This is a genomic window from Dethiosulfovibrio faecalis, from assembly GCF_021568795.1.
GTDB classification, from domain to species: Bacteria; Synergistota; Synergistia; order Synergistales; family Dethiosulfovibrionaceae; genus Dethiosulfovibrio; species Dethiosulfovibrio faecalis.
The window spans coordinates 1-8,050 of sequence record NZ_JAKGUE010000030.1; the positions used below are offsets into that span (position 1 = coordinate 1).

Consider the following 8,050-nt stretch of genomic DNA (forward strand, 5'->3'; position numbering starts at 1 on the left):
CCCTAGGGACCGCCGCTTTTTGAGACTAGATTAGAAAAGGTTTAAACAGGCGTAACGTTCGAAGCCTGGGGACCCTTCTGTCCGTTCTCGATGGTGAAGGTCACAGCCTGACCCTCATCAAGGGTCTTGAAGCCGTCGACGTTGATGGCGCTAAAATGGACGAAGTAATCCTTTCCGTCCTCACCGGTGATAAACCCATAGCCCTTTGTGCCGTTAAACCATTTCACTGTTCCCTGAGTCAAGGTGTTGCCTCCTAAAATGTTTTTTGCCGCTACCATTTCTGCGACAAACAAAGTCTACTTCAATCCCATCCACTTGTCAACAACTTTTATAAGATTTTGTAAAAATATTTTTATTTAACCCAAATTTATTTTAAGTCTTCGGAGGACCCCTCCAAGAAAAAAAACAATATACCCCGAAACCGTTGGATATATGATATCGTTTCCTAAACAAGATCCGGGAGGATAGAGATGAGACTGATACTTTACAACGTGAGATACGGCACCGGGACGGGACTCTCCTACCACGTGCCGGCGCCTTTTTCCGGCAACTTCCGAAGATCGACAGTACGGTTCAAACGAATAACCGATTATCTTATGAACCTTTCTCCGGATATAATCGGACTGGTAGAGGTTGACGGGGGATCATACCGCCATGAAGGAAACTGCCAGGCTGAGACGGCCGCTTCGTCGATGGGAGGGCACCATCGTTTCGCGGTTAAATACGGCGAGGGTATCTCTCGAATACCGGTTTTAAGATCCCAGGGAAACGCGATAGTGTCCAGACTGGCCCCGATCAAAACCGACTGCCACGATCTGGGCAGAGGGATGAAGAGGAACGCCCTAGAGGTCGTCTATAGCGACTTCTCCCTGGTTCTCGTGCACCTGTCCCTGGGCAGCAGAAGCCGTCGTCACCAGATCCGGACGCTGAGAGATCTATGCTCCAGCAGGGAAAAACCTCTCATATTGGCCGGGGATTATAATACCCTATCAGGACCGGAGGAACTGGCTCCTCTCAGAGAGACGGGTATGACCAGCGTAAACGAACTCGGACTTCCCACCTATCCATGCAGAAAACCCCGAAAGGAACTGGATTTCGTGCTTATCTCCGAGGAGATATCCGCCAAGGGTTTTTCCATCCCTGACGTGCGCTTTTCCGACCACCTTCCACTTATATGCGACCTCGAAATTTCCCATTGAAAAGGAGTTGAGCCATCGCCATGCCTCTCAGCGCCATACTGACCGATCATCATCTCTGGCTGTTGATATTGGGGATACATAACGTCTCCTCCTGGCTGATAAGGGTTACCATGCTGGCCGTGGTTCCCATGAGACACACCCCGGGAGCAGCCATGGCCTGGCTTGTGGTCATCTTCTTCTGGCCCTGGCCATGCCTGCTGCTGTATTTGGCCATGGGGTCCAACCTTCTGCCTCAGAGAAGACTGAAAAGACATCAGCGACTCCTCAGAGAGCTGTCGAACGTGAGGATAAGGTGCCATCAAACTCTGTGCGCTCTGTCACCGGAGCTTCCGAGATCTCTACACAGGATATCCTCTCTGGCCGAGACCTTGGGACATATGGCGATCGTCGGGGGAAACGACGGGAAGCTTATATCCAAGGCGTCCGATCTCTCCTCGCTACTGGTGAGAGACATAGACAAATCCAAGAAAACGGTGGACCTGCTCTACTATATATTCTCCGACGACAATATAGGGGGCCCGGTAATAGAAGCCCTGACCAGAGCCTCGAGAAGAGGGGTTCAGTGTCGTCTTATGATAGACAGCGTCGGATCGGGCTCTCTGACAAAGGGAGGTAGGGTCGAGTGGCTAAGGGCCCAGGGAGTCTCTGTAGCGGAGGCTCTTCCCGCGAGCCTTTTCAGGAGACACGCTGCCCGGTTCGACCTCAGAAACCACAGAAAGATAGCCATAGTCGACGGATCCGTGGCCTACACAGGATCCCACAACATGATAGATCCCAGATACGGACACAGAGACCTCGTGTGGCGCGATATGTCCATCAGGCTCAGAGGACCGGTGGTAAGACAGCTCCAGGCGGTGTTTCTTGAAGACTGGTTCGTCGAGACCGGAGAGGAACCGGACCTCAAACAACTCACCGCCCCGGTGGACCAATGGGGAGACATCTCTGTACAGACCGTTCCCAGCGGTCCGAACTACAGAACGGAGAACTATCAGAGGCTGATAGTCAGCGCCATGCACGACGCTACCAGGAGGGTGATCATAACCACGCCCTACCTCATTCCAGACGAGAGCCTTCTCCAGGCCATGGAGGTTGCGGCCCTCAGAGGCGTCAGGGTTCAACTGGTAGTGCCATCCCGAAGCGACCAGTTTCTGGTGGGACACGCAGCCAGGTCCTACTACCAGGAGCTTATGGATATGGGAATAGAGATCTACCAGTTTTCCGACGGACTGCTCCACGCCAAGACCATGACGGTAGACGGAGAGCTTGCTTTCTTCGGCTCCAGCAACTTCGACATAAGGTCCTTCGCCTTGAACTTCGAGATAAACCTGATCTTCTACGGCAAGGAGGAGGCGACCGCCATGGTGGAGGCACAGGAACGTTTTCTGGCAAAGTCGATAAGGCTAACGTCGTCCAGCTGGAAGGACAGGTCGCTGGGGGTGAGGACGCTGGAAAGCGCGACCAGGCTTTTCAGTCCTCTGCTATGAGATGCGTCGCAACGATATCGATCTTGATCCTCCTGGCCGGGATGGCCTCCGCCCAGGAGGAGATCATATTCGAAAACCTATCTTTGGAGGAAGGGCTCTCCCAGACCACTGTCAGGACTATTCTTATGGATAAGACCGGCTACATGTGGTTCGGGACGGACGGAGGTCTTAACCGATACGACGGATACGAGTTTAAAACCTACCGTAAAAGATGGGGGCGAGACGACGGCCTATCGGACAACGTCGTGACCTCTCTGGCGGAGGACAGTAAGGGCTACCTATGGGTAGGCACGTCCGGAGGGCTGGATCGACTGAACATGGCTACTGGAGCGATAGAACACTACAGAAACGACCCCGCCGACGAGAACAGCCTGAGAGATCACGAGATAACGGCCCTCTGCGTGGATCGTTCGGGAACCCTATGGGTAGGGACGACGGAAGGTCTGGAGAAGGCCATCGGCATGGAAGATAAATTCGAACATCAGAGAGGTCTGCCCGAAGCGCCCGAAGAAGGGGTCAACGTCTTAAAATCCGATCGTTCCGGAGGAATCTGGATAGGGACCGACAGGGCCCTGTACAGAAAGGACGACGACGGCTACTCCCGCTACGGGATCAGTGGAACAAGCCACGATTCGGACGGGGCAATAACGGCCATAGAGGAGGATCACCGTTATCGGCTCTGGGTGGGGACGAGATCCGGAAAGCTCTACGGTCTGGACAGGCAGTCGGAAAAATTCGCCCCGGTATCTCTACCCACGGATAAAACCGGGATCTCCAGATCGATAACGTCCATATACGAGGACATAGCGGGAGAGCTCTGGATAGGGACCGACGGGAACGGCGTTATCCGCCTCGATCCAAACTCCGGAAGCACCTCGGTCTACCGCAGGGACGACACATCTCCCCACGGTCTAAGAGGAAACATAGTCCTCTCTATTTTCGGAGACACGGGATCGTCGATATACTTCGGAGACCTTACAGGCATCATCTGGATGGGGACCTTCTCCGACGGAGTGGAAAAGGTTCACCTGAAGAAGCCCTTCCAGAGGTACGACAGCAAGTCCTACAACGTCAAGGGCCTTGTAGGACAGGACGTCAGAGCACTGTGGAAGGACAAAGACGGCACCCTCTGGGCCGGCACCTACGGCGACGGACTCAGGGTTATCGACGAGAGAAAGGGCACTTCGGGAACCATAAGGCACAACCCGCGAGACCCCATGAGTCCCGACAGCGACAGGGTGTTATCCATATTCAGATGTGACGACGATAGACTTCTGGTAGGAACAGACTCGGGACTGGACAGCTTCGACGGCAACGTCTTCGAGACGATCCCCTTCATAGGCATAAAGGGATCTCCACCGGTTCGAGCCATGACCCAGAGCGACGACGGAACCCTCTGGATCGGGACGGAAAGAGGACCATTCCGATTGGACGGAGCGATGGCCCTACCGGAAGACAGATGGGAGAGCCTTGCCGAAGCGGAGATAACCTCCATGGCCTTTAGAGACGGAATACTGTGGGTAGGCACCGACGACGACGGTCTATTCTCCCTATCCATGGAGGATCAAATCTGTCGCCACATGACTCCTTGGTCGGACGACTGGGTCATGAGCGACAGGATACTATGTCTGATGCCGGACGAAAAAGGGCTCTGGATAGGAACGGATCTAGGCCTTCAGAGGATCGAAGGATCACAAGTCGACGTATATACGTCCGAGGACGGTCTGCTCAGCGACGTGATAAAGGCGATCCTTCAGGACAGATACGGCAATCTCTGGCTCAGCACCGACAACGGCTTGAGCCGCATGGACCCCGAGACTGGAGACATCACCAACTACTCCATGGGAGACGGATTACAGGGGAAGGAGTTCAACCGAGGGGTGGCCATAACGGACCGCTTCGGGAAAATCTACTTCGGAGGGACCAAGGGGTGTAACAGCTTCTATCCGGACAACATAAGCGAAAACGAACACATACCTCCGATCGTGATAAACGAAGTTTCGGTGTTCGGAGAGCCGGCCCCTATGAGGAAAAATCGACAGGGGTACGACAAGGTAGTCCTCACGGACAGACAGAACTACATCACCATCAAGTTCGCCGCGCTGGATTACACCGCACCGAAGGCCAACGAATACATGTACCGTCTGAAGGGGTTCGACGAAAACTGGATACACTCGGGAAACGGACACGAGGCCAGCTACACCTACCTACCTCCGGGACGATACGTCTTCTCCGTAAAGGGGGCCAACAACAACGGGGTCTGGAACGAAGAAGAGGCAAACCTCGAGATAGTGGTAATTCCCCCTATATGGAAAACCCCCATGGCCTATCTTCTCTATATTTCATTGTTAGGAATCGTACTCTATCTGGCGCTTAAATACGTCAGAAACAGACAGGAAAAGAGGACGGAGAGACGCCTAAGGATGGTCATGGAAGGGGCCAACCGAAAGCTGACCGAGAAAAACAGACAGCTGGAACAGGCCAGAAGACACGAGGCGAAACACAGAGAGAGACTGAGATCTCTCGCCACGGCCCTCACCGAAGCGGAGGAAAGGGAAAGACGTCAGATAGCCACGGAGGTCCACGACTCCATAGGCCAGACCCTGGTCTTGTCCAAGATAAAACTCGAAATGCTCCGCCAGTCCCTTTCCGGCCAGGCCGACGAGGACATATCGGCGGTTACGTCCATGCTGGACGAGACGATAGACTCCACCAGGACCCTCACGTTCGAGCTGGGAACCCCCATGCTATACCGTTTCGGCTTCACCGCCGCGTTGGAATATCTGTCGGAGAGATTCGAGGATAACTACGGCATCTCCATTGAGTCCATCTCGGACGGGCCTATGCCCTCGATGGACGACGACATGAAGGCCTTTCTGTTCAGAGCGGTCAGGGAACTGGCGATGAACACGGTAAAACACGCGAAGGCATCTAAGATGACGATCAGGATCAAGACCTACGGAGATCGACTTTACGTATCGACCACCGACGATGGATCGGGCTTCGACCCCAAGACCCTCGAGAAACTGGAGGGTAATAGAAGATCCTTCGGCCTTTTCAGCCTCAGAGAGAGGATTATCTCCCTGGGAGGACGGCTGGTCATAAGGTCGACCCCGGGGGAGGGTACCTCGGTGAGACTGATGGTCCCGGCCGGAAGGAGGAACGACGAATGACGATAAAGATACTCCTGGCAGACGACCACAAGATACTTCGGGAGGGAGTAAAGGCCCTGCTGAACCGCCAGGAAGACATGGAGGTAGTGGCAGAGGCCGGAAACGGCGAGGAGGCAGTGTCCATGGCTTGCGAGATCAAACCGGACGTAACAGTCATGGACGTCATGATGCCCCAGATGGACGGGATAGAGGCGACCAAACGGATAGTCGAGGACGGCTCGTCGAGGGTGGTGGCCCTTTCCATGTACGCCGACAGAAGCTTCGTCTCTGAGATGCTCAAGGTAGGAGCCCTGGGATTTCTTCTGAAGGACTGCGCTTCCACCGAACTGGTCGAGGCGGTGAGGAAGGCAATGGACGGGGATATCTACCTGGGACCCAGCATATCCCATATAGTCGCGAAACTGTACGTGTCGTCTCTGCACGACCCGGACGAGAGAGAACCTCTTACACCGAGGGAAAAAGAGATATTGATACTCCTTGCGGAGGGGAACACGAACAGAGAGGTGGCGGAAAGACTGCATCTCAGCATAAAGACCGTCGGGACCCACAGGCAACACATAATGGACAAATTGAAACTGGAAAACCTGGCCGATCTGGTCAAATACGCCATACGAAATGGAATGATATCGGTCAATCGATGACTATAAGACACAAAACCCTAGTATAAATCAGCAAAAGGAGAACTCCCTATCAGCCCAAGACCGATTGTACCGCCCTGTGAAACGACATATGCTTACAAAAGTGTAGCTAAACACATCATATTCACATGGAGGGACGATCAATGGAGAGAAAAGGAAAGATAGGGCTTCTTCCAAAGCTGATAATCGCCATCATCGCCGGTATCCTCATAGGTAAGTTTACCCCCGAACAGGTGGTAAGGCTCCTCGCGACCTTCAACGGTCTATTCGGCAATTTTCTGGGCTTCAGCATACCTCTGATAATAATAGGGTTCGTGGCTCCCGGAATAGGCGACCTGGGCAAGAACGCCGGTAAGATACTGGGACTAACGGTCGCAATAGCCTATGGTTCCACCGTTTTGGCCGGTTCCCTGGCTTACTTCGCAGACAGCGCCGTATTCCCCCACATCCTTAGCGTAGGCGCCATGGTCTCCGAATCGGCCGCTCACGGAAACCCCGAAGAGGCCCTGCTGGCGCCGTTCTTCATAGTGGAGATGCCTGCGATAATGGGGGTCATGACCGCCTTGCTGATAGCCTTCACCCTCGGCATAGGGATGGCCGCCATAGACGGAGGCAAGCTTAACGAGGTCATGCACGAATTCCAAAGCATAATAGAGAAACTCATCTCCGTGGTGATAATTCCCCTCCTTCCGCTTCACATCTGCGGCATCTTCGCAAACATGACCTACGGAGGCGAGGTCCAGACCATTATGTCGGTATTCATAAAGGTATACGCCGTCATAATAGCCCTGCATTTCACCATGTTGATCGTCCAGTACCTGATAGCCTGTTCCGCCGCCGGAAAGAACCCCTTCAAGGCGATAAAGAACATGATACCGGCCTACTTCACCGCCATAGGGACCCAGTCCTCCGCCGCCACTATCCCTGTCACACTTCAGCAGACCAAGGAAAACGGAGTCGACGAGGACGTGGCGGACTTCGTCGTTCCCCTCTGCGCCACCATACACCTGTCGGGAAGCACCATAACCCTGACCAGCTGTGCCATAGCGGTCATGATGCTTCACGGAATGGACGTATCCTTCGCAGCCATGCTGCCCTTCGTGATGATGTTGGGAATCTGCATGGTAGCGGCACCGGGAGTTCCTGGCGGCGCCGTCATGGCGGCCCTGGGAGTGTTGGAATCTATGCTCCACTTCAGCCCGACCATGCTCTCCCTCATGATAGCCCTCTACCTGGCCCAGGACAGTTTCGGAACCGCCTGCAACGTTACGGGAGACGGAGCTATCGCAATATTGGTCAACAAATTGACAGGCAAGAACGCAAGAATTCCGGACGCTTCCGGACAACCGGTAGGCGCCGGAGACTGACGGGAACATAAAAGCCCGAAACACACCACCCCCGAGGGGAGAGATTATCTCTCCCCTCCTTTTCATGATCAAAAAAGGAGGCCGACATAGATGAAACGAATAGTGGTAACCGGAGGACTGGGACAGATAGGGACGGAGCTCATCCGCCGCCTAAGGAAGGAATACGGCAGCGACTGCGTATTGGCTACG

General features: G+C 54.1%; 6 protein-coding genes. 5 read left to right on the plus strand and 1 reads right to left on the minus strand.

Translation table 11 applies throughout. The annotated features are described in order from the left end of the window. Positions 1-41: 41 nt before the first annotated feature. The gene (locus L2W58_RS12875; protein WP_236100139.1) at positions 42-242 is read right to left on the minus strand and encodes a cold-shock protein; all 201 of its coding nucleotides are present in this window, start codon (positions 240-242) and stop codon (positions 42-44) included. 228 nt (positions 243-470) lie between these two features. Between L2W58_RS12875 and L2W58_RS12880 the strand changes: the two genes are divergently transcribed. The 5 genes from L2W58_RS12880 to L2W58_RS12900 all read left to right on the plus strand — a co-directional run bounded on the left by L2W58_RS12880 (position 471) and on the right by L2W58_RS12900 (position 7,861). Continuing rightward, positions 471-1,199: an endonuclease/exonuclease/phosphatase family protein gene (locus L2W58_RS12880; RefSeq protein ID WP_236103818.1), complete on the plus strand. Its 729-nt coding sequence runs from the start codon at positions 471-473 to the stop codon at positions 1,197-1,199. A gap of 20 nt (positions 1,200-1,219) precedes the next feature. Beyond that, positions 1,220-2,683, plus strand: a complete 1,464-nt coding sequence (cls, locus tag L2W58_RS12885) for a cardiolipin synthase (RefSeq protein ID WP_236103819.1) — start codon at positions 1,220-1,222, stop codon at positions 2,681-2,683. Continuing rightward, positions 2,680-5,856, plus strand: a complete 3,177-nt coding sequence (locus L2W58_RS12890; protein ID WP_236103820.1) for a sensor histidine kinase — start codon at positions 2,680-2,682, stop codon at positions 5,854-5,856. Before cls ends, L2W58_RS12890 begins: the two co-directional genes overlap by 4 nt. Continuing rightward, on the plus strand, positions 5,853-6,497 hold the full coding sequence (locus L2W58_RS12895) for a response regulator transcription factor (RefSeq protein ID WP_236103821.1): 645 nt from the start codon (positions 5,853-5,855) through the stop codon (positions 6,495-6,497). Before L2W58_RS12890 ends, L2W58_RS12895 begins: the two co-directional genes overlap by 4 nt. Positions 6,498-6,637: 140 nt before the next feature. After that, positions 6,638-7,861, plus strand: coding sequence for a dicarboxylate/amino acid:cation symporter (locus tag L2W58_RS12900; RefSeq protein ID WP_236103822.1), 1,224 nt, complete (start codon positions 6,638-6,640; stop codon positions 7,859-7,861). Positions 7,862-8,050: the final 189 nt, after the last annotated feature.